The organism is Pseudomonas sp. UBA7530 (assembly GCF_002479365.1).
Lineage (GTDB): Bacteria > Pseudomonadota > Gammaproteobacteria > Pseudomonadales > Pseudomonadaceae > Aquipseudomonas.
The window spans coordinates 914760-936804 of record NZ_DLMS01000011.1; the positions used below are offsets into that span (position 1 = coordinate 914760).

The 22045-nt window shown below is 60.6% G+C and carries 11 protein-coding genes and 1 riboswitch; of the genes, 6 read left to right on the forward strand and 5 right to left on the reverse strand.

The features are described 5' to 3' along the window. Positions 1-96 precede the first annotated feature (96 nt). Together thiC and B2U07_RS18085 are read right to left on the reverse strand one after the other, a co-directional pair. Positions 97-1980 carry a phosphomethylpyrimidine synthase ThiC gene (gene thiC, locus B2U07_RS18080; RefSeq protein WP_296277415.1) on the reverse strand — a complete coding sequence of 628 codons (1884 nt, stop codon included), beginning with the start codon at positions 1978-1980 and terminating at the stop codon, positions 97-99. 312 nt (positions 1981-2292) lie between these two features. Further along, positions 2293-2399, reverse strand: a riboswitch (TPP riboswitch). A gap of 117 nt (positions 2400-2516) precedes the next feature. Then, positions 2517-3935, reverse strand: coding sequence for a mannose-1-phosphate guanylyltransferase/mannose-6-phosphate isomerase (locus B2U07_RS18085; protein ID WP_161864690.1), 1419 nt, complete (start codon positions 3933-3935; stop codon positions 2517-2519). Positions 3936-4156: 221 nt separating this feature from the next. Between B2U07_RS18085 and B2U07_RS18090 the strand changes: the two genes are divergently transcribed. The 6 genes from B2U07_RS18090 to B2U07_RS18115 all read left to right on the forward strand — a co-directional run bounded on the left by B2U07_RS18090 (position 4157) and on the right by B2U07_RS18115 (position 15303). Beyond that, complete coding sequence (locus B2U07_RS18090; RefSeq protein ID WP_296277416.1) at positions 4157-5494, forward strand: DUF4214 domain-containing protein; 1338 nt, start codon at positions 4157-4159, stop codon at positions 5492-5494. Positions 5495-5585: 91 nt separating this feature from the next. Next, positions 5586-6743, forward strand: a complete 1158-nt coding sequence (locus B2U07_RS18095; protein WP_296277417.1) for a glycosyltransferase family 4 protein — start codon at positions 5586-5588, stop codon at positions 6741-6743. 147 nt (positions 6744-6890) lie between these two features. Continuing rightward, positions 6891-7406 (forward strand): adenylyl-sulfate kinase, encoded by a 516-nt coding sequence (gene cysC / locus B2U07_RS18100; RefSeq protein ID WP_296277418.1) that lies wholly within the window; start codon positions 6891-6893, stop codon positions 7404-7406. Between the two features lie 30 nt (positions 7407-7436). Further along, the gene (locus B2U07_RS18105) at positions 7437-8270 is read left to right on the forward strand and encodes a sulfotransferase family protein (RefSeq protein WP_296277419.1); all 834 of its coding nucleotides are present in this window, start codon (positions 7437-7439) and stop codon (positions 8268-8270) included. Between the two features lie 15 nt (positions 8271-8285). Further along, on the forward strand, positions 8286-13877 hold the full coding sequence (locus B2U07_RS18110; RefSeq protein WP_296277420.1) for an Ig-like domain-containing protein: 5592 nt from the start codon (positions 8286-8288) through the stop codon (positions 13875-13877). Positions 13878-14349: 472 nt separating this feature from the next. Beyond that, positions 14350-15303 (forward strand): DUF4214 domain-containing protein, encoded by a 954-nt coding sequence (locus tag B2U07_RS18115; protein ID WP_161864696.1) that lies wholly within the window; start codon positions 14350-14352, stop codon positions 15301-15303. Positions 15304-15846: 543 nt separating this feature from the next. Here the strand turns inward: B2U07_RS18115 and B2U07_RS18120 are convergent. The 3 genes from B2U07_RS18120 to B2U07_RS18130 all read right to left on the reverse strand — a co-directional run bounded on the left by B2U07_RS18120 (position 15847) and on the right by B2U07_RS18130 (position 22039). Beyond that, entirely contained in the window at positions 15847-17598 is a 1752-nt protein-coding gene (locus tag B2U07_RS18120; protein ID WP_419096354.1) for a DUF4214 domain-containing protein, read from the reverse strand. A gap of 270 nt (positions 17599-17868) precedes the next feature. Next, positions 17869-19944 carry an acyltransferase family protein gene (locus B2U07_RS18125; RefSeq protein ID WP_296277422.1) on the reverse strand — a complete coding sequence of 692 codons (2076 nt, stop codon included), beginning with the start codon at positions 19942-19944 and terminating at the stop codon, positions 17869-17871. A gap of 19 nt (positions 19945-19963) precedes the next feature. Next, the gene (locus tag B2U07_RS18130; protein WP_296277423.1) at positions 19964-22039 is read right to left on the reverse strand and encodes an acyltransferase family protein; all 2076 of its coding nucleotides are present in this window, start codon (positions 22037-22039) and stop codon (positions 19964-19966) included. Between the last annotated feature and the right edge of the window lie 6 nt (positions 22040-22045).

Sequence of the window (22045 nt, forward strand, 5' to 3'; positions counted from 1 at the left end):
TTCCTGATAATGCCTGCGATGTTAACAACGTACTGGAAGTGTGCGTGAAGCGCTTTCACCGATCATACAACGGCACGTTTCCGCACATCTGCTGCCTCAAACCTGTCGATAGATCACCGAGCCTTCTTCCCGGAAGCGCTCGGCCTGCTCCCTGAAGCCGACCTCAACGGCCTTGCTCTCATCGGAAAGACCGTGGTCCTTGGCGTACTCGCGCACCTCTTGGGTGATCTTCATTGAGCAGAACTTCGGCCCGCACATGGAGCAGAAGTGAGCGACCTTGGCCGAATCCTTCGGCAGCGTCTCGTCGTGGAAGCTGCGCGCGGTATCCGGGTCCAGGCCCAGGTTGAACTGGTCTTCCCAACGGAACTCGAAACGCGCCTTGCTGAGGGCGTTGTCGCGAATCTGCGCACCCGGGTGGCCCTTGGCCAGGTCCGCGGCATGGGCGGCGATCTTGTAGGTGATGATGCCGGTCTTGACGTCATCCTTGTTGGGCAGCCCCAGGTGCTCCTTGGGGGTGACGTAGCAGAGCATGGCGCAGCCGAACCAGCCGATCATCGCCGCGCCGATGCCCGAGGTGATGTGGTCGTAGCCCGGCGCGATGTCGGTGGTCAGCGGGCCGAGGGTGTAGAACGGCGCCTCGTCGCAGCACTCGAGCTGCTTGTCCATGTTCTCCTTGATCAGCTGCATCGGCACGTGGCCGGGGCCTTCGATCATGCACTGCACGTCGTGCTTCCAGGCGATCTTAGTCAGCTCGCCGAGGGTTTCCAGTTCGCCGAACTGCGCGGCGTCGTTGGCATCGGCAATCGAGCCCGGTCGCAGGCCATCGCCCAGCGAGAAGCTGACGTCGTAGGCCTTCATGATTTCGCAGATTTCCTCGAAGTGGGTGTAGAGGAAATTCTCCTTGTGGTGCGCCAGGCACCACTTGGCCATGATCGAGCCACCGCGGCTGACGATACCGGTGACGCGCTTGGCGGTCAGCGGCACGTAGCGCAGCAGCACGCCGGCGTGGATGGTGAAGTAGTCCACGCCCTGCTCGGCCTGCTCGATCAGGGTGTCGCGGAACAGCTCCCACGTCAGGTCTTCGGCCACACCGTTGACCTTTTCCAGCGCCTGGTAGATCGGCACGGTGCCGATCGGCACCGGCGAGTTGCGGATGATCCACTCGCGGGTTTCGTGGATGTGCTTGCCGGTGGACAGGTCCATCACCGTGTCCGAGCCCCAGCGGATGCCCCAGGTCAGCTTGGCCACTTCTTCCTCGATGGAGGAACCCAGCGCCGAGTTGCCGATATTGCCGTTGATCTTCACCAGGAAGTTGCGGCCGATGATCATCGGCTCCAGCTCGGTGTGGTTGATGTTGGCCGGGATGATGGCGCGGCCGCGAGCCAATTCCTGGCGCACGAACTCGGGAGTGATCTCCTTGGGAATGCTGGCGCCAAAGCTGTTGCCGCCATGCTGCTCATTCAGCAGGCCGGCCGCGCGGTGCTCGGCGAGCTTCATGTTCTCGCGGATGGCGACGTATTCCATCTCCGGGGTGATGATGCCCTGGCGCGCGTAGTGCATTTGGCTGACGTTCTTGCCGGGCTTGGCGCGGCGCGGATTGCGCACGTGGGCGAAGCGCATTTTGGTCAGCTCTTCATCGGCCAGGCGACGCTGGCCGAACTCCGAGGACAGACCGTCCAGGCGCTCAGTGTCGCCACGATCCTCGATCCAGGCGCTGCGCACGTCGGCCAGGCCCTTGCGCACATCGATGGTCACGCTGGGGTCGGTATAGGGGCCGGAGGTGTCGTAGACGGTGACCGGGGCGTTGATCTCGCCACCGAAGTCAGTGGGCGTCATGTCCAGGCTGATCTCGCGCATCGGCACGCGGATGTCCGGGCGCGAGCCTTGTACGTAGACTTTCTGCGAGCGGGGGAAGGGCTGGATCGACTGCTGGTCGACCTGGGCGGATTCACTGAGGTTCTGTTGTTGTTTGATGCTCATCGGGTGGCTCCTCGGCTTGATGTCGGGGAGAACCTGATTGGCGCACGCGATGAAGCAACGCCGTGCCCTGGCTGCTTGAACATGCAGTATTCGAAGAACGTAATCACGACCAGCTGCGCGTCGGCCCCGCTGCGTTGGAAGCAGGCTCGAAATGCTCATGTACAAAAGTACACTCCGCTTTCTCACCTACTTCCGCCTTGCTGGGCTCTAGCTCGCAAGATCGTGAATACGTTCTTGAACGCACATGATCAAACAGCCAGGGCGCGGGCACACCACAAGTGCGGTGTGGGGGAATCCATCCAGCGGGTGCCGGAGCGGATACCTCTTGTTCCCTACGCAGGCCTTAACCTGATCAGGTTCAACGGGATCCGGAACTCTCCGATCTCAGCCTCCGATTCGAGGCACCCCGACAAGAACCTGGCCAGTCTACTGGCAGCAACAGGTGACGGCAACGGCAGGCGCCGCAATCGGCTGAACGGTATTCCGTTGGCGGCCAGAACATCTGTGTTCGTCCTGAGCTGCCAGCAGAGAAATCATCACGAAGGAACGCGCCCGTAACGGTCCTGGAAACGCACGATGTCGTCTTCGCCCAGATACGATCCGGATTGCACCTCGATCAGTTCCAAAGGCACCTTGCCGGGGTTGGACAGCGCATGCTTGACGCCCAGAGGGATATAAGTGGACTGATTTTCCGACAGAATCTGCTCGTTGTCGCCGCAGATAACCTTGGCCGTGCCCGATACCACGATCCAATGTTCGGCACGGTGGTAATGCATCTGCAGGGACAGACTTTCGCCAGGCATCACGCAAATGCGCTTGACCTGATAACGGCTGCCATGGTCAATGCTGTCGTAGTGCCCCCAGGGCCTGCTGACCTTCGGGTGCTCGACGAACTCGCTGCGATCAGCAGCCTGCAATTGCTCGACGATCCCTTTCACCTGCTGAGACTGCTCGCGGTGCGCCACCAATACCGCGTCCTTGGTCTCGATTACCAGCAAATCCTCGACACCGACCGTTGCCACCAGGCGATGATTGGACTGCACCAAGCTGTTGCGCGTGGCAATACTCAGCACGTCGCCCTCGAGGCGATTTTCGTCAGCATCGCGCGGGCCGGCTTCCCAGATCGCGGCCCAACTACCCAGATCACTCCAGCCGGCATCGAGCGGCACGACCAGTCCCAGCGAGGTGTGTTCCATCACCGCGTAGTCCACCGACTCGCCCGCGCAAGCCGAGAAGACTTCCAGTGGCAGGTGGAGAAAATCGCGATCCAGTTCGGCTTTCTCCATCGCTGCCCAGCAGCAGTCGAGGATATCCGAGCGCAAACGGCCCAATTCAGCCAGAAACACCGAAGCGCGGAACATGAACATGCCGCCGTTCCACAGATAGTTGCCACTGGCTACATACTGCTCGGCTACTTCAGCCGCAGGTTTTTCCTTGAATGCAGCGATAGCGAAGCCACCTTCCTCAGCGGCGGCACCGCACTGGATGTAGCCGAAGCCAGTTTCCGCGTGAGTGGGTGTGACTCCGAAGGTCACCAGACGCCCCGCACGTGCCTGCACTTCGGCGCAGCGAATCGCGGCGCGGAAGGCATCGTCATCGCGTATGTGGTGGTCGGCGGGCAGTACTAGCAATACAGGATCATCTCCATCCCGTACGGCCTCGAGCGCTGCCAACGCGATGGCTGGTGCTGTATTGCGTGCAACCGGCTCCAATAGAATGCGCCGGCCGTTGACGCCAGCCTGGCGTAATTGCTCGGCTACGATGAAGCGGTGATCCTCGTTGCTCACGACAAGCGGGGCGGAATGTTCCAGCCCGTCCAGGCGCGCCAGCGTGCGCTGGAACATGGTGCCGAGACCCTGTCCATCCAGCGACAGAAACTGCTTGGGGAAGCGCTGGCGAGACAGCGGCCAAAGGCGCGAACCGCTACCGCCGGCCAGAATTACAGGCGTGAACATCGAAAGCTCCAGTGTCGTTCCTATCAAAGCAGGTGGCGGATTATCAGAGCCTGGGAAGCGTCATGCAACAAGGCTGATCAGTCTCTGGCCAAACGCAAGCCTGAATAGCACCCGCTGCGGCCTGTTTATGCGATTTGCTACACACCAGAGCCCTTCCTGGCTTGCCCTCAGCAACTTGGCTCCAGATACTACAAATGCAATTAAAGGATGAGATAGCAGGCATGCTTAAAGAGATTCAAACCCTTAACGACTACCCCTACAACGCCATCGTTCACCTGGAGGTGAGCTTCCCCGACGGACTCATTTATCGGGGCACTGGCGCTTTGGTAGGTCGCAACGATGTTCTGACTGCCACCCACATGCTTTACAACCCGGACTACGGCGGCTGGGCCACTGGCATCGACTTCTATTTCGGCGCTGACTATAACGCCCGCGAAGATCGTTACGAGTCCGGCACACTGCTCAACCAGGGTAACTATCGCTGGGAGGCCAATGCCTGGCCTAGCGGCGTATACCAGGACAATGACAATCAGGGAATGACCCTGAGCGAAGTGCAAAGCGATGTCGCCCTGATCGGCCTGGATATACCCGTTGGGGATGATCGGGGCTGGTTCGCCCTGTCCCCAGGCTACGACCAACCGCAGTGGGCATACCAGATCGGCTACCCCGAGGGCAGTACCGGCATGATGCTGGGCCAGGCCTGGATCAACAAGGAAAGCGGCTACGAGGTGTATTCCGGCTATTACCGCCAGGGCACCGACATCATGGGCAAAGGCAGCTCCGGCGGCCCGCTGTTCGTGTATGAAAATGGTGTGCCAACGATCATCGGTGTCAAATCCGCCGGTACCGACACCAGCAGCTTCTGGGCTGATATCGGCCTGCACTACCATGAGTTGACGCAACTCATCGCAGGCAATGACGGCATGCTACCGCCGCGCTATGCGCTGAGCACCGATGGCGACGATATTTTCTTCGCTACCAACGCGGCGGACGCGTTCGACGGCGGCGCCGGCCGCGATACGGTGATCTACAAAGGCTACCATGGCGACTTCCAGTTCAACCTGGGGGCCGATTACACCCAGATCATCAGCCGTAGCGATCCGGCAGACGTCGACACGCTGATCAGCATCGAGCGCGCCGCTTTCTGGGATGGCACCATGGCCCTGGACGTTGGCGCCGGCGAGACTGCAGGCAGCGCCTATCGGCTGTATCAGGCGGCGTTCGACCGCACCCCTGACACCGCCGGGCTAAGCTACTGGATCAGCGCGATGGACAAGGGCATGTCACTTGGCGAGGTGGCCAGCTACTTCACCAAAAGTCCCGAGTTCATAGGTATTTACGGCAGTGCTCCGAGTAACGAGCAACTGCTCACCGGGTACTACAACAACGTGCTCGACCGTGATCCGGATGCCAGCGGCAAAGCCTATTGGCTGGAGAAAATGCAGCAGGGCCTGCCGAACAGCGAAGTGTTGGCCTATTTCTCCGAGAGCCCCGAAAACCAGATCAAGCTGCAAGGCGTTCTGGAACAAGGCATTTGGCTCGAAGGTCAGTACGTCTGACCGCTGCCGGGCCGCACCGTGGCCGGCGTGAGGGTGCTGACGTACACTCACGCCCCCGCGGCTCAGCCAACCGGCCAGGTACATGCCCCCCATGAAGTTGCTGCTCAATACCGAATCACTCAAGCCGCCGATCACCGGCATCGGCACTTACACCCTCAACCTCCTGCAAGCCTTCGCACGCGACGATGCACTTGAAGTGGAGTGCTTTTCCGGCAGCCGCTTCCAGACCCCGCAGCAGGCTCTACTGGCCGCCACAGCACCTGCGCCTGCCACCAGCAGCCATTCCGGCGGTATGGTCGGTCGTCTGCTGCGCAACTCCATGCTCGCATACAGAGCAAGAGAAGTACTGCGCAATGGCTTGCTCCAGCTCAACGCCCGGCGCCTGGGCGGGCATGTCTACCACGAACCCAACTTCATCCTAAAGCGCCACCGTGGCCCGTGCGTAGCGACCATTCATGACCTATCGTTCATTCGCTATCCGCAGCACCATCCTGCCAAACGTGTCGCCTGGCTGAGCAGTCAGTTGCCCGCCACACTGGCACGCGCCGATGCGCTGATCACCGATTCCGAATACGTACGCCGCGAACTGCTTGAGCACTATCGAGTCGCTCCCGAGAAAGTACGGACCATCCATCTCGGGGCCGCAGCCCATTACCAGCCCCGTGGCGCCGAGGCCACGCGCGAAACCCTGCAGCGCCTGGGTCTCGAGCACGGCCGTTATCTGCTGTTCGTCGGCACGCTGGAGCCGCGTAAGGGCGTCGATACGCTGCTCGATGCCTGGCAGGCCTTGCCTGCCGAAATACAGCGTGAGTACCCACTGGTGCTGGCCGGTGCATCTGGCTGGAAGAACATCGAACTGCACAGACAAATCGAACGACTGGTCGCCAACAATGGCCTGCGCCACCTCAATTTCGTACCAGCCGCCGAACTGCCGCTGCTCTATGCTGGCGCCGCCCTGTTCCTCTACCCGTCCCGCTACGAAGGTTTTGGTCTGCCGGTACTGGAGGCCATGCAAAGTGGCGTGCCGGTGATCTGCACCGCCGATACCTCGATGGCGGAAATTACCGGTGACAGCGCGCTGCTGGTCAACGCCGGTGACAGCGCTACCCTGCGCGAACTGCTATTGCAGGCACTCAGCGACGAGCCATTGCGCCAGCGCCTGGCAAGCGAAGGCCTGCAACGTGCGCAGGTCTTCTCCTGGCAGCGTTGTGCTGAGCAGACGCTGGGGGTTTATCGCTCAGTGTCCTGAGCATGAAGCGGTATGAAAAAAGGGGGAGAGAGATAATATTTTCGGTTTTACGATAAATATTGCGAATTGCCATCAAAGCTGGATACTTCGCTGATACCTTCCCAATCAAGCACAACAACAATACTGTGCTTTCCCGGAGCTTCTCCCATGGCTCAACCAAAAGCTGCGACCTGGTGGCTTACCGGTTTGCCGAGTGCAGGTAAAAGTACCCTTGCCCAGGCTCTGGCGGTCGCCTTGCGTGAGCGCGGAGAAGCTGCCTGCATTATCGACGGGGATGAATTACGCGCCGGACTTTGTAATGACCTTGGCTTTGACGTCTCCAGTCGCGCGGAAAACGTGCGCCGCGCCGCACATATGGCGCGATTGCTCAATGCCAACGCTATCCATGCTGTCGTCGCCATGGTATCCCCGTCCTCGCATGCTCGCGAAGCAGCCTACGCAATCATAGGGTTTGAGTGCTGCAAGGAAATCCACGTCAGCACCCCGCTGTCAGTGTGCGAAGCGCGTGATACCAAAGGGCTGTACGCCCGAGCTAGAAACGACCACACCATGCAAATGACAGGCGTGCAGGCGGCTTATGAAATGCCGCTGACACCTGCGCTGTGCATCGACACCAGTCAGATCGAACTTAACGTGGCCGTGCAGCAGATGCTCACGGCTTGACCGTTCACCCTTGCGACGTACACCCCTACTATGAAGCCAACACCGTGCTACCACTTCATCTCTGGCCTGCCTCGCTCGGGCAGCACGCTGCTGTCGGCGCTGCTGCGGCAGAACCCGCGCTTTCACGCGAGCATGAGCAGCCCGGTGGGTGCGCTGGTGTCTGCCAATATCAAACTCATGAGCAGTGGCAGCGAAGTCGCCCTGATGGTCGACGCACAACAGCGCCGCAGGATACTCGCAGGGATTTTCGACTCCTATCATGGCGACCGTGCGCAAGACGTGGTGTTCGATACCAACCGCATGTGGTGCGCCAAGATGCCCTTCGTGGCCGATATGTTTCCTCAGGCCAAGGTGATCGCTTGCGTACGCGACGTACCCTGGATCATGGACAGCATCGAGCGCCTGCTGCAGAAGAATCCGTTCGAGAATACCAAGCTGTTCTCCAGCGAATCCGAGCGAATGACCATATACAGCCGCATGGCCGCGCTGGCACGGCATGACCGTCTCATAGGCTTTCCCTGGGCGGCCTTGAAAGAGGCTTATTACGGTCCTCACGCGAGCAATCTGTTGCTGGTGGACTATGATCTATTGGCTCGTGCGCCGGCGCAGGTCCTGCGTCTGGTTTATCAGTTCATTGAAGAACCCTGGTTCGACGGGCACGACTTCGAGAACGTGGAGTTCGATGCCCCAGAGTTCGACGAGGCGCTGGGCATTGCAGGCATGCACCGCATCCGTCCGAAAGTGGCCTTCGAAGAGCGCGCTACCGTACTGCCACCCGACATTTTCGAGAAGTACCGAGACATGGCTTTCTGGCGTAACGATACACGCGGCCAGGCCAGAGTCATCAAACCCAATGCGAACTGAGTAAAGGACTACAGGATGGCCCTCTCTTTCATCCCCGGACAGATGCTCTGGTATTTCTCGAGCAACAGTGACAACTCCAATGCCAGTACAGCCCAGTTCGCTGACTTCGATGGTGATGGCGATCTCGATATCTATATCGGCGTAGAAAGGGCCGCAGGTAGTCAGGGCAGCCAGATCTGGAAAAATGATGGTGCCGGCAACTTCACTTTGCACCAGACCTTTCCTGCCGCACGTGTTGTCCAGTCGTGGCTGGTCAATATCGACAACGATCCTGAGTTGGAGTTGATCACTCGGTCATACGACTCACCTCTGCAGATATGGCAAAACAACGGTAATGGCACGTTTACAGCTGGTGCGACCATTGGCAGCAATGTAAGGACCGCTGACATTGGTGATCTGGATAACGATGGCGATCTGGATATATTCGTCGGAAATTTTCAGGGCAACTACGCCGTATACAAGAACAATGGCTCCGGTGCGTTCACACTGTCGTCCATCCCGGCCAAGGTCAGTGATCCGCTTTCATTGACGCTGGTGGATCTGGACAAGGACGGCGATCAGGACGTCGTGGCCGTTGAAGAGAACTCCATCCGAATTCTGCGCAACGATGGCAGCGGTGGCTTCACCCAGCTCAGCAGCTTTGGTGATGTTTACGGTGGCATTGCCCGCTCTGCGGACCTGACGGGCGATGGCTACGCCGACGCTCTAGTCAGTGGAATGAACGGCCCGCCAGCCAATCTCATCCTGTTCGAGAACAACGGCAGCGGTACGATCGGAACTCAGTTGCAGGTTTTCAACTCTTCCGAAGCGCCAGGCGCATTCGCCGATGTCGATGGAGATGGATACCTTGATGGTCTGGGCCAGAAGCTCATGATCAACAACGGTTCCGGCGTGCTCGTGGATTCGGGCTTCACCTTCCAGGATGGTGCCTTCACCTACTACGGTGCGCCGGTGAATGGCAGAATCCTCGCGGCCGGGGATGTCGATGGCGACGGCGACCTGGACCTGGCAGTAGCGTTCTACTCGATGGACTGGGCTACATACACTTACTCCGCCGCAGTCAAGATATTCATCAACAACTCGACGCCCCCAACCAACGCCGACGGCACCCTGACTCCGGCCCCCGGTGTCAGCGAACCTGTCGGCCTGCCTGCATCCGCCGACACGGTGGGCGAGGCGGTGAATGTCTTCGACTTCACCCTGACGGATGGTGGCGGTGGTGACAACGTCGCCCTGGGTGTCAGCAGCCTGGTGGTCCACACCTCGGGCACAGGCGACTTCAGCAAGGTAACCTGGCGCCTGAACGGCGATGATGCGAACAATGTCATCGGCACCTACAGCGCAGCGACCAATACCATCACCTTCGCCGGGCTGAACATCTCGGTGAACGATGGCGGCGCCGAAACCTACACCATCAACGCCTACTACAACGATACGACTGGCCTGGCCGGAGGGCAGACCTACATCCTCTCCATCGACGGCGATACGGATGTCACCACCACGGCTGGCACGCGCATGCAGGCGGGGCAGACGGCGGTAACCAATGGCACAGGTACCGAAGTCATCGTCAATGCGGCGCCCACTGCCACCAACCTCACCCAGACGGTGAGCTACACCGAAGACGCGCCCTCCGTGGCCCTCGGCGATATCGTCGTCACCGATCCCGACGGCGACATCCTGACAGTGACACTGACCCTGAGCAACCCGGTCGCAGGCAGCCTGAGTACCGGCACCTTCGGCGGGGCGACCTCCACCTATAACGCCGGCACGGGTGTCTGGACGGTGGTCGGCGTGGCGGGCGACGTCAATCTGGCACTGGCAGCGGTAGCCTTCGCGCCTGCGGCCAACTGGGACCAGGACATCACCATCACCACTCGTGTGCGCGATACCCTGGGCAGCGGGCCAGCCGACGGCGTGATCACGCTCGACGTCACCCCCGTGAACGATGCGCCTACCGATATCGCGCTATCGGCTGCCACGGTGAGCCACTCCGGCGGCATCAACGCGAGCGTTGGTAGTCTTTCCACCACCGATGTCGACACTGGCCAGACGCACACCTACACACTGGTCAGCGGCATGGGCGACACCCACAACGCCTTGTTCTCCATCCAGGGTGGCATGCTGCGCGCCAATGACGCGGCAGCGCTTGCCCCAGGTGCTTACAGCGTACGCGTTGCAACCAGCGACGGCAGCGCTACCTTCGAGAAAAGCTTCACCATCACCGCAACGGACGACGTGGCGCCCATCGTCACCTCGATCACGCGCGATGGTGCTGCCAGCACCAACGCCACCAGCCTGGGTTACACCATAACGTTCAGCGAAGCGGTGACGGGCGTGGACATTTCCGATTTTGCCCTGGGCTCGACCGGTACGGCGAATGGCACCATTACCAGCATCAGCGGCTTCGGCAGCAGCTACACCCTGACCGTGAGCGACGTGAGCGGCGACGGCACGTTGGGGCTCTATCTCAATGCCGCAGCAACCGGCATAAGCGATATCAGTGGCAACCCCATCCTCGGCGGCTTCGTGGGGCAGAGCTATACCATCGATACCACACCGCCGAGCGCCTCGATTGTCGTGGCTGACGCCACACTTGCGGCTGGTGAAACCAGCACAGTGACCATCACCTTCAGCGAAGCCGTTACAGGCCTCACAGAGGATGACCTGACGGTCGCCAACGGTACCTTGAGCGCCCTCAGCTCCTCTGATGGGGGTATTACCTGGACCACGACCCTGACCCCCACTGCCAATATCAGTGCCCCCACCAACCTGATCACCCTCGACAAGTCGGGCGTCAGCGACCTCGCCGGTAACGCAGGTACGGGCATCGCTACGTCGAACAACTACGCCGTTGATACCGCACGGCCGAGCGCCACCATCGTGGTAACTGATAACGTGTTGACAATCGGCGAAACCAGCCTGGTGGTCATCACCTTTAGCGAAGCCGTGCTGGACTTCACATTGTCTGACCTGAGCGTCTCTAACGGCAGCTTGAGCGGCCTTAACAGCAGCGACGGCGGCGTAACCTGGACGCTCAACCTGACCCCCAATACCGGGGTCGCGGATGCCACGAACCTGATCACTCTCGATCTTTCGGGAGTTAAAAACATCTCTGGCAATGCAGGTATAGGCCGCGCCGACTCCAACAACTATGCCATCGACACTGTGGCACCGACGGTCGGCTCCGTCAGTGTGCCGGCCAATGGCACCTATGGCATAGGTGCGGACCTCACCTTCACCGTTAACTTCAGTGAAGCGATCAACGTGGGCGGCGCGCCACGCATCGCTATGCTGATCGGTGCCGATACGTACTATGCGAGTTACGTCTCCGGTTCGGGCACATCGGCGCTGCAGTTCAGCGCTATTGTCCAGCCAGGCTGGCTCGATGCGAATGGCATCACCGTCAGTTCGCTTTCCCTTAACGGCGGCAGGCTCACTGATCTGAACGGCAACGACGCGGTGCTCACGCTCAACTCGGTTGGCAGTACAGCAGCCGTGCTGGTGGACGGTATAGCGCCCAGCGCGCCGTCGGTGCCGACACTTCAGCCAGCTTCGGACACCGGCGTCAGCAACAACGACGGTATCACCCGCGACACCACCCCGACCCTAACGGGAACAGCCGAATCCGGCGCCACGGTCAGCTTGTACGTTGGCACCACGCTGCTGGGCAGCACCACGGCCGATGGCGCCGGCAACTGGAGCATCACCAGCTCTGCGCTGGCCGACGGCAGCCATGCCCTGACGGTCCAGGCCACCGATGCAGCGGGTAACAAGTCGGTGTTCAGCAGCCCTCTGCTCATCACCATTGACACCACAGCGCCTGCCTTCGACTCTGCAGGCAGCACGCCCGTGGACGATGCGACCGGCGTTTCCATCACCAGCGACCTCGTACTGAAGTTCTCCGAGCCGCTGAGCATGGCCGGTAGCGATCTTTCCCGCGTCTATCTAAAGAGCACGGCTACCGACACATTGGTGCCGGCCACCATCACCATCAACGCTGACGGCGCGCTGGTCATCAACCCCACCGCCAGCCTGGCCTACGGCACCAGCTACTACATCACCTGGGACGCAGGTGCGCTGCAGGACCTGGCGGGCAATGCCGCCGCTGCTGTGACCGACAAGACCACCTACAACTTTACCGCACAGCCTGTGCCGTCTTCGCCCCAGCCAACGCCGACGCCGGGACCTGACGGCGACAACGTGAGTACCGAAGAAGAAAACGCCGTGCCTGGCCTGCCTACACCCGGCGGTGGTGCGCCGCTGCAGGGCGATGGCAACGGCGACGGCATCCTCGACAGCCAGCAGCGCGAGGTTACCTCGCTGATGTTCCGCCAGACTGGCCAGATCAGCACCGATCCCTCGGCGCTGCAAACACCGCTCACCCTGGTGGCCAACAGCCTCGCCGGCCAGATCAGCCCCGACGGCAGTGCCCAGATCACCTACCTCGAGCAGATGGATGCGCCTGCCGTCCTGCCGGGTGGCCTGAGTGCGCCACTGGGTTTGCTGGCCTTCGCCACCAAGGTGGACATTCCGGGCTCCGTTGAAACCTTCAGCCTGTTCGTCGACGCCAGCCTCGGTATCAACGGCTACTTCAAGCAGAACGCCAGTGGCGTCTGGGTGAACCTGGCCGACCCGGCGAATGGTGGCCAGATCGTCACCGAGTACGGCAAGACCCGCCTCGACTTCGTGATCCAGGACGGCGGCGAATTCGATAGCGATGGCAAGGCCGATGGCATCATCACCGACCCCGGCATCCTCGGCATCCTTGCCGAAAATGTCGCGTGCCCCCACGACCCGTTCCGTATCGATGCGGACCAGGACCAGATCCCTGATGCCATCGAGTTGCTCACGGGCACCGACGTCAACCAGAAAGACAACGATGTCTTCGGTAACGCCAGTCAGTGGGTCAACCAACTGTGGCGAGACCTCTATGGCCGCGAAGGGCACGGTGACAGCCAGGCCGCCGAACTGGCCAGCCAACTCAGCCAGGGCAACATCGGCAAGGTCGAAGTGTTGAGCCAGGTGCTGGGCAGCAGCGAGCTGGATACCCATGCCGCCGCCATCATTCGCCTCTACCACGCCATTCTGGACCGTAGCCCCGAACTCTGCGGTTATAACTACTGGCTGGCCCGCGCCAACGAAAACGTAGGCCAGGCGCAAATAGGCGAGGCGTTTCTGAATTCCCCCGAATTCATGGCGCAACACGCTGACTTGAGCAACAGCCAGTTCGTCGACTTCATCTACCAGAACGTGCTCGGGCGTGCGGCGGATGCCGAAGGTGGAGCCTGGTGGCTGGATAAGATCGACACCGGCGTGACGACCCGTGGCGGCATGCTCTACGGTGTATCCCAATCCAGCGAATACAAGGCCGCGATGGCTGATGACGTAGCGGTTGACCTGCTCTACCTGGGCTTGCTCAACCGCGCACCGGATGCCGAGGGCCGCGACTTCTGGCTCCAGCACTATGCCGCAATTGGCGATGTCACCCAGTTCATGGCGGTGTCGACCGCGACCACCGCTGAGTACCACGACCGCTTCCTGCCCAGCGATGGCAACGCAATCGGCATCGTCGGCGTGCCGGCAGTGGTCGACATAGGTCTGGGTTAAGCTGCGATCTGGCCGATCCATATGCGCTAGCGTAAATGGACAGGCCAGGTCGAATAGCCTGCCATTGTCCCAATTCTGTTCACTCAAGACTCCTGCGCTTGACTGCCCCTTCCCGTTCGGCGCGGGGCGCGTCTGGCGGATAGGGGGGGCGGGCAAGAGGCTGATTGCTTTCGCTCTTTATTACGTGAGCGGCATCAAGCCGTTGCCGGCTACAAGCGTTTGGGCGTGATGCACCGCGGGACCTGATCAAAGAAAGGCGCGAGAGCCGGTAATGTGCTCTAAAGCTAGTTGAGTAATCTGCGCTCGCCTGCAGCACCAGCGCTATGCAGCAGATGTTGATTGGCGTTGCGGTCGGCTAAACCCCCCATTGCAGAGCCATCGCACAGTATTTTTTTTGTTTACCGCCTGTCGCTGCGCTCGATATCATTTTGCCTGCATATGACTGTCACATGGACAATGGAGTTTCACTAGCATGGCAAGCGCATCCTCTCTCGCAATGGTCCAGAAAGCCTACGTCGCCTTCTATGGGCGACCGGCTGACTACGCCGGCCAGCAGTTCTGGGCTCAGGTACTGGAACAGAGCGGCGGCAACCTGGCTTCCATCATCGATGCCTTCGGGGCCTCGGCTGAAAGCACCGCGCTTTACGGCGCAGGCACCACGCTGCAGCGAGTCGAGAAAATCTATCTGCAACTGTTCAACCGTGAAGCGGAAGAGTCGGGCAAACAGTGGTGGGCCAATCAGATCGACTCAGGCAATGTTTCGCTGCAAAGTGCAGCCCTGTCGATTCTCAACGGCGCCACCAGTGGCGATGATCTGGTCATCGTCAACAAGAAGGTCGAAGCCGCCGCGCTTGCGACCACGCAAATGGAAAGCAAGGGCCTGAGCGGCTCCTATGACGAGCGCGATATCGATGCGGCGCGTAGCTTTCTGAGCAACATTGGCAAGGAGTCGACATCTGCCCAGATCTCCACGGCTGTCAGCGCATTTCTCGGTCAGGTAGAGGCCTCGCCGCCCATCAAGCCTCTGCCGAAAATTTACGATGATCGTCAGGCCGACACCTCCGCGCAGCTCAGCAAGCTGACGAAGATCACCTTCGATACCCATGTCGAGGGCGTGCTGGGGCTGCGCTACAACCAGGACGGGCAAATCTACAAGGACATCTCCGACGGCTACACCTTCACCGCACCCAGGGACGGCGTGCTGCAGATGGATTTCTATGGTGACCCCAGCATCTACGTCAAGGTGGCGGGGCTGTTCGACAATTACGTCAGCAAGGCCACCTATCGTGGCCCGGCAGAGGACTACCATTACCAGGCGACCGCGACCGTATTCGCCGGTGAGCAGGTGATCATCCAGCTGGGTGGTGGTGAGCTTAACGCTGCTGGCCAGGGCAGCTATTACAACTTCGACTTTGCCATCATCTGACCATCGCGCGTGGTGCGACTGCTGCCAAGCGGCGCACTCGGCAGTCTAGGTGCTGGGTGAAATAACGCATGGCACATTAGAAGCGCTTGAAGCTGTACCCAAAACGCCCCGGCTTACGGGGCGTTTGCTTTTGCACGGGCTGCGTATTGGCTGCTTTGTTGCGAGCAGGGAAGCTCGCGGGCGATGAGTGCGGGCGTACAGTAATTGTATGTGAAAGGTCGGCCAGTGCAGGCAATATTACCCATCGCTCTGACGTGTCGGAGTCAATATATGCTCGTGTCTTGCGGTCGCTATAGTCTGATGAGGGCGCTTTGATGATGCAGCTAGTGAACTCACTGACAGTGCCTGAGTAAGCACAATTATTCAGTCATGGCATGGTGCAAGGCAGGAGCGCCTACTGTCACTGATGAGCGCCTTTGTCGTAGCTGGACGCCTATTAAGGGGGCAGCTAATTAAGGTCAATAAAAAACCCGGCAAAAGCCGGGTTTTTTATGGCTACACGACACGGGCAGGTGCCGTGTCGTGCAGGACGGACAGATCACATCAGGCGATGGAGATCAGGCCGGTTTGGGCATCGAAGCTTACTTTGCTGATGTCGGTAACACCGGCCAGTTCGATGGTGGTTACTTCTTGAGTGGCTGCGTTGCTACCGAACGCAGTCTGCTCAACCACAACGAACACGTTGCCAGCACCGTTAGCCTGGGTCAGGAACACTTCCAGTACGCTGGCGTCGCCGCCCTCAACCGTGACGGAGGTCTTGTCAGTGTCGGTACCCAGCTTGTAGCCTGGGCCAACGAACAGAACATCGCCTGCGTTCAAGCCTACAGCGGTGTCCAGAGTTACGTCGTTGTCACCAACTACGAAGACGTCGTTAGCGGTGTTGCTACCGGTGTCACCGCTATCCAGAACTTCCAAGCTGTATTTCAGGCCAGAAGTGATGGCAGTTTCAGCAGCAGTGATTGCATCAGCCAGGGCTTGGTACTCGGCTGCGTCAGCGGCCGCCTCGTTGAACTTCGGAATGGCGTCAGCCAGAGCTTTTTGCTCAGCCAGGGCCTCAACCAGAGCGGCAGCTGGGCCGCCACTGAAGGAACCGGCGGTGTCACCTGCAACAGCGGTGTAGGAATCGGTGCTCAGCGCATCGATCTCTGCACCAGTTTTGTCCAGGGCAGCAGCTGCGTCAGTTTGTGCTTTTGCAGCAGCCAGGTTGGCTTTGATGTCTTTCAGCAGTTCGTTGGCGGCAGCCAGTTGAGTCGGATTGGCGCCGGCAGCGTAAGTGCTGTCAAGAACCAGATTGTTGCTGCTGTCCAGAACGATAATGTTGGCGATAGTGCCGTTACCGTTAATGGTAACGGCAGCACCGTTAACCACTTCGAACTTGGCCTGTTCGGCATCTTGCTCGAGCGAAGCAGCGTTGGCCGCTGTCACAGCGTTCTCGAACGCGGCCAGCTGAGTGTTGAAGGTGTTGACCTTGGCGGTCAGGCCGGTAACGGTGCCAACCTCGGTACGGGCAGCAGCGACGTTGTTAGCAGCCAGGGTAGTAGCCGACTGGATTTTGACGGTGATGTTTGCAGCACTGTCAGTACCCGGAACAACTGCGGTACCGCCAACGGCAGTGATTGCAGTGTTCAGAGCGCCAGCAGCAGTGCCAACGGCGGCATTGATGTCGCCTTGGGCGGTAGCTACGTCAGCAGGGGTCTTGGTTGCGGCGTCACCCAGGTACGCTTCGGCGTAGGCCTGCTGTGCATCTTGTGCGGCATCCAGAGTAGCCAGAGCAGAAGCCAGTTGAGCATTGCTTACACCGGTAACGGCAGCAACGTCGTTCAGCGCAGCGGAAACGCTAGCAACGGTGGCGTCTACGCCTGCCAGGATGTCGGCGCTTTCAGCCTTGCTGGCTTCGACGTAAGCGTCGCCTTTGGCGGAGGTGTAGTAGTTAGCAACAACGATCTTGTTGGAAATGATCGCAGCATCGTTGGCGCTCAGGCCGCTCAGCAGGCCTTCGATCAGCTGGTCTTCGGTGATCAGACCGGTGTTGATGGCGTTGGTCCAGAACTCCAGACCGGCTTCGTCAGCAACGCGACCCAGGACGTTTTCGTAAACGGCAGCTACTTTTTCGCTGACGGTCATGCCTTCGTACTGAGCGTTGTACTCGTCGCTGTTGACGAATGCAGTGTGAACGTTGTCCAGGCTCAGGCCGCCGCTGTTGATGGCGTCCAGCCAGAAGTTCAGACCAGCTTGGTCGGCCGCGCGGCCGAAGTAACCGATGTACAGCTGTTGCAGATCAGATGCAGTTGCCATTTAGCAATCTCTCCAAAAAATTTAGGTCGAATCGACATGTAGACCTGGGTGCATAGAGCCCGTCGGCTCGGCCTACCTGCCATGCCCCATCGGGGCATGGCCCCCCTTGATGGGTGGTGCAGTATCAGGTGCCGCAATGCTCGTTGTCCTAGGCATTTGCATACACTCGATATCAAGCCCCGTCATGCTACACATTTTTCCTCGCGGGCAACAAGACCAATAGCAAAATGATGCGAGCAATTTCAGGGTTATGGCGCCAATTTTCTGCCTTCATTCAGCAGCCTGGGTTTCCAGATAGTCAATGAAGTAGGGCAGCAGCAATTGATTACCATAGCCGCTGAGATGGTCGCCGTCTAGAAACAGGGGCTGTCCATCATGCCAGGCCCAGCACTCAGCCCCTGGGCAGAGCAGCGGGAAGGGGTCCCAGATGCCCACGCCCGGCAGTTGCCGGGCAATCTCGGCAAACCCATCCAGTACCGGCTGGCGGTACGCCTGTAGCTCTTCACGCGGCAGGCTGAAGCCGGGTGCGCAGACCGGGTTGCGCCGGTTGAACCAGTCCGCACAGCGGAACGGCGGTGCCTTGAACAGCGGCTTGGGCCCCTCCAGGACGATATGCACGCCGCCAGTGGCAAACTCACGCAAGACCTCTACCGCGTCAGCCTGTGCGCGCTGGCGACCGGCAATGGCGCGCTCGCTGAATACCTGTTCCTGTACTTTCTCATCACTGAATACGCCCCACTGGTCAGCCAGCCTAGGCATGCGCAGCGAGGGCAGGAAGAGGATATCGCCCGGTTTTATCCGGGTACGCAAGTCGCGTAGCGCCGCGTCGATGTGCTGGAGGCAGCCGGGGTTTTCGCTGTCCCGCCAGGGCTGCAGGCTGATGAAGGGGCAGCCGCCATTGTTGTAGGCCTGTACGGTGCGCCCGGTTTGCATGGCGTACTGCTTGAACAGCCCTTCATAGGCCAGGGCGTGGGAATCACCGATGACATAGAGTGTGGTGCTGGCTGGCGGCAGCGGCTCCTGGCAGCCCCGCGCCTGATAGATCAGCAGCAACCCGCCCTCGGCATTGCGGTATTCGGGATCGGCATTGCATCCGGGGCGCTGGGGGTTGGCGGACCAGCCGTGGGGGTACCACAGCTCGGGCTGGCGGCTGAGCTGGCTCAGGGAGATGGAGGCCGTGTGTTCGTCGAGCAGGCGCGCGCCCCAGCTCCCCAGGCCGATGGCTGCCAGCCCGGCCAGGATCGTCACCGCCTTCGGCAGGCGCCGCAGCAGGGTAGCGTGGCGCAGCGGGTTTTCCACCCAGTGGTAGGAGGCCAGTGCCAGCACGAAGGCCAGCGTTACTGCCGCCAGCCTGGTGGTCGGGGTTTCCAGGCCGCAGGTCCAGCGAAACAGTACGAACACGGGCCAGTGCCACAGGTACAGCGAGTAGGAGATACGCCCGACCATGACCAGGCCGCGCCAGCCCAGTATGCGATGCATGAAGCCAGGGCGGCGGTGCAGGCAGGCGATCACCCCGAGGGTTCCCGTTACCGCGAGCAAGGCGCCGGGGAAGGGAAAGTTGTTCGAGCGGGACAGGACGAACGCCAGCAGGATCAACAGCAGCGCCGCCAGCGCCAGGCCGTGCCCGTGCCGGGCCGCAGGCTGTTCGCGGCGCTGGCCGATGCATTGGTAGAGCAGCACGCCCGCGGCCAGCTCCCAAAAGCGTCCCGGTGCCAGAAAGAAGGCGGCGATGGGATCGCTGCGCAAGGTCGATACGGCATAGCCGATGGAGGCCAGGGCGCCAATGGCGAATAACCCTACGGACAGCTTGCGCCCCCGGCCCCCGACCAGCCAGGCGATGAATAGCAGCGGGAAGACGAGGTAGAACTGCTCTTCGACCGCCAGCGACCAGGTGTGGGTGTAGGGGTTGTACTCGGTGGCCGGTGCGAAGTAGTCACGCCCCGATTGCGCGAGGATGAAGTTGCTCAGGCCGAAGAACGCATAGAAGCCGGTTTGCTGGTTGACGGCGCTGAGCCAGGCAGAAGGAATGAACAGGGCGCTGAACAGGGCGGTGACCAGCAGGCAGACGATCAGCGCGGGAAATATGCGGGTGATGCGGCGGCTATAGAAGTAGCCGAGGAACTGCCACAGGCCTTGCCCCTTGAAGCCAGCGACCGAGGCACTGACGACGAAGCCGGAAATGACGAAGAAAACGTCTACGCCGACGAAGCCGCCGGGCAGCCAGGGACCGTGGAGGTGGTAGATAAGTACCGAGAGGACGGCCAGCGCCCTCATGCCATCTATATAGGGTTGGTACGGCAGGGGCGCGAGGGGGCTGCCAGTGGCGCTTTTCAGCGGGGACGACATGCGTGTAGGGCCATTTCGCTCAGGGGGTGTGCTGCGCCAGGGGGTTGCCGAGGCGGGCGTTCATGTAGGTGCTGAAGTCTGCCAGCAGCCGGCTGTTGCCGTAACCACTAATGTGATCGGCGTCTAGGAACAGAGGCCTGGCGTCATGCCAAGCACTGCAGGTTTCGGCAGGGCATAGAATGGGGAAGGGGTCCCAGATGCCGATAGTGGGTAGCTGTCGCTGGATTTCGGCAAAGGCCGTCAAGACCGGCTGGCGATATTCCTGCAGTTGCTGCCGGGGGATTTCCAGGCCCTGCGCGCAGATCGGATTAGCCTGGTTGAACCAGTCGGTGCAACGGAACGGCGGCGCCTTGAACAGCGGCTTGGGTGCCTCGAAAACCACCTGTACGCCGCGCTCGGTAAATTCGCGCAGCATGACAATGGTTTCGTCCACGACCTGCCGGCGACCGGCATCGGCTTGCGCGCCGAACATGCCGTCGTAGGCTTGCTCCATGCCGAGGAAGGCCCACTGATCGGCGAACCTTGGCAGGCGTAGCGAGGGCAGGAAAAGAACATCTCCGGCCTTCAGATCGGTCAGGCTGTGGAGGACGTCGCGGGCGAACTGCCGGCAGGCTGGGTCGTTGTTCCAAGGTTGCAGACTGATGAAGGCGCACCCGCTTTTGACGTAGGCGTGCACGCGAATCGACTGTTCGATGGCGTACTGCTTGAACAAACCTTCGTAGGCCATGGCGTGGGAGTCGCCGATGACGTAGAGCACGCGCTCTTTCAGCGGGCGCGGCTCGGTGCAGCCGTGCGGAGTATAGAGCATCAGTGTGGCGCCATTGACCACTCGGTATTCGGGGTCGGCGATACAGCCTGGAAAATCCCTGAAGCTGGATGCGCCGCGTGGATACCAGTCGTCCGGGGCACGGCTGACGCTGCTGAGTGACAGTTGCGGCTGTTTTTCATCGATATAGCGTGCCCCCGACCAGCCGGTCAGGATGATCAGCAGGCCGCAGGCGATCACTGCGGGCTGGGGCATGCGTCGGATAAAGGCGGCATGACGCACCGGCGTTTCGATCCAGCGGTAGGAGGCTATGGCCAGTCCCAATGCCAGTGCTACCGCGACGGTCCGCTGCAGCGGGGTTTCCAGCCCGACTGTCCAGCGGAACATGACGAAAACCGGCCAGTGCCAGAGATACAGTGAGTAGGAAATCCTGCCCACGGCCACAAGCGGGCGGCTGCCGAGCAGGCTGTGCAGCCGATGCAGGCCTGCGTGATGGTAGAGCAGCCCCAGCACGCCCAGCGTTCCCACGACGGCCAGCAAAGCGCCGGGCATTGGGAAGCGCTGGGGCGTCGATACGACGAAGGCGAGCAGCACCAGCATCAGCGACAGGCTGGCTGCAAGCGCGTAGAGCCAGGTGTGACGCGCCTCGCTGGTGCGTTCAGGCAGTTGGCTGAGCAACTGGTACAGCAGCACGCCTGCCGCCAGTTCCCAGAAGCGGGCCGGCGTCAGATAGTAGGCTTGGGTGGGGTTGGCCTGGCTCTGCCAGCCCGCGAGGACAACGGAAGCCGCTGCGGTGGCGGCAAACAGCAGGACGGAGAGCTTGCGGCCGCGAGGGCCGGACAGCCAGGCGAGGAAGAGGAAGGGGAAGACCAGATAGAACTGCTCTTCGACGGCCAGCGACCAGGTGTGGGTGTAGGGGTTGAACTCGGTGGTAGGGGCGAAGTAATCCCGTCCGGTTTGCGCGAGGATGAAGTTGCTCAGGCCGAAGAAGGCGTAGATGCCGGTGCGCTGGTTGACCTCGCTAAGCCAGATGGAAGGTATGAACAGCGCACTGGCCAGGCTGGTTATCAGCAAGCAGGCAATCAGGGCCGGGAAGATGCGACGGATGCGGCGGGCGTAGAAGTAAGCCAGGAACTGCCACAGCCCCTGGCCCTTGAAGCTGGCGATGGAGGCACTGACGACGAAGCCGGAGATGACGAAGAACACATCCACCCCGACGAAACCGCCGGGCAGCCATGGGCCGTGCAGGTGGTAAACCAATACCGAAAGCACGGCCAGCGCACGCAGACCATCTATATAGGGGTAATAACGTGCGGGTGACCCCGTCACTCCGTG